The organism is Candidatus Magnetobacterium casense (assembly GCF_019173545.1).
Taxonomy (GTDB): Bacteria; Nitrospirota; Thermodesulfovibrionia; order Thermodesulfovibrionales; family Magnetobacteriaceae; genus Magnetobacterium; species Magnetobacterium cryptolimnobacter.
Genome location: NZ_JABXWD010000574.1, coordinates 1 through 1,742 on the forward strand (window position 1 = coordinate 1; position 1,742 = coordinate 1,742).

Sequence of the window (1,742 nt, forward strand, 5' to 3'; positions counted from 1 at the left end):
ACGATATGAACACAGTAGCCGCCCCAAAGGTCGCCCTGAAGGCTGCCTTAATCGCCCTGATGCTAACGTGCTGTCTGACGCTGCCGGTCTGCCGGCCCGTGCAGAGATTGTAATCGAAGACTCCATCGTACCCAAAGACCCCATCCTGCGCATCGAAACCGGGATGCACACCGCTGTGATAAGGAGGATCGCCACAGATGCCGCCAACCGGTACCTCGTGACCGCCTCACATGACAAGACCGTAAGGGTGTGGGAGCTTTCCACGGGCAGGCTCATCAGGACGTTGAGACCGCCCATTGGAGATGGCGATGAGGGTAAGATATACTCCATTGCGATATCGCCAGATGGCAAGACAGTCGCCTGCGGTGGGTGGACTGGTGCTCAATGGGATGGGAAAAATTCTATCTACCTGTTTGACCGTGAGAGTGGGGACTTGACCAATCGGATCAGCGGCTTGCCAGAGATAATCTACCACCTCACCTACTCAAAGGACGGTAAGTATCTGGTTGCAGCACTTGGAGGGAGCAACGGCATACGTGTCTTCAACGCCAGGGATTACACCCAAATAGCCGAGGACAAGGACTACGGAGATCGTAGCTACGGTCTTGACTTTGACCCGCAGGGGAGACTTGCGGCGACCTCTTTTGATGGCTACATCCGGCTCTATGACAGCACGTTCAAATTACAGGCAAAGGAGAAGGCCCCTGGAGGCAAAGAACCTTTATTCGTAAGCTTCTCTGCCGACGGAGGGAAGTTAGCGGTTGGTTTTTATGACTCCACAAAGGTAGACGTTCTATCCGGCAAAGACCTCTCTTATCTCTACTCACCCAATACGAAAGGAGTGGATAACGGTAGTTTAAGCAGTTTAACATGGTCAAGGGACGGCATGTATCTCTATGCCGGTGGATGATATGATAAGGGTGGGCAACATCCAATCCTCATGTGGTCGGACGGCAAGAACGCTACATACCAGGAACTGCCTGGCCCAAGCAACACAATAATGCAAATCCTCCCTCTCAACGACGGCGGCATTGCCTTTGGGACTGCTGATCCAGCCTTCGGGGTGATAAGCAAGCAGGGCAAGAGGGCGGTCTATGTCACACCTCAGATAGCCGATTACAGGGGACTCCTCGAGGGGTTTCTGATCTCCAACGATGGGTCAAAGATACGGTTTGTATATGAACAATTCGGTAAATCACCGGCTGCCTTTGATCTATCTGGCAGGTTCCTTGACGTTGATAGTTCTACCAAGACTGATGCCTCTTTAAAGCCGCCCATTACCTCATCAGATGGCTTGAAGGTCACAGATTGGGAAGACACCGATAAGCCAAAGCTAAACGGCAAGGCCTTAAAACTCGAACAATATGAAATGTCTCGCAGTCTTGCGATAGCACCGGACGGTGAGGGCTTCCTCTTAGGCACCGAGTGGTACCTCCGCCTGCTTGACAAGACCGGCACCCAGAGATGGGAGGTTCCCGTCCCTGGAGTTGCGTGTTCGGTGAACATCACGGGCAATGGCAAGCTGGCCGTTGCGGCATTTGGTAACGGCACGATCAGGTGGTACAGGCTGTCTGATGCCGTGGAATTGCTGGCCTTCTTCCCGCACAGCGACCGTAAGCGTTGGGTGCTGTGGACGCCATCGGGGTACTACGACGCCTCCCCGAGCGGGGATGACCTCATCGGCTGGCACGTCAATAACGGCACGGACAAGGCCGCTGATTTCTACCCCGTCTCAAAGTTTA

Annotated in this window: 1 protein-coding gene and 1 pseudogene; both read left to right on the forward strand. The window is 53.8% G+C overall.

Annotation, left to right across the window (positions count from 1 at the left end):
- The coding region (locus HWQ67_RS17700) for a WD40 repeat domain-containing protein (protein WP_218254018.1) at positions 1-910 on the forward strand (910 nt) is incomplete at its 5' end.
- A 90-nt stretch (positions 911-1,000) separates the two neighbouring features.
- Positions 1,001-1,742 (forward strand): annotated as a pseudogene (locus HWQ67_RS17705) (caspase family protein); the annotation flags it as partial.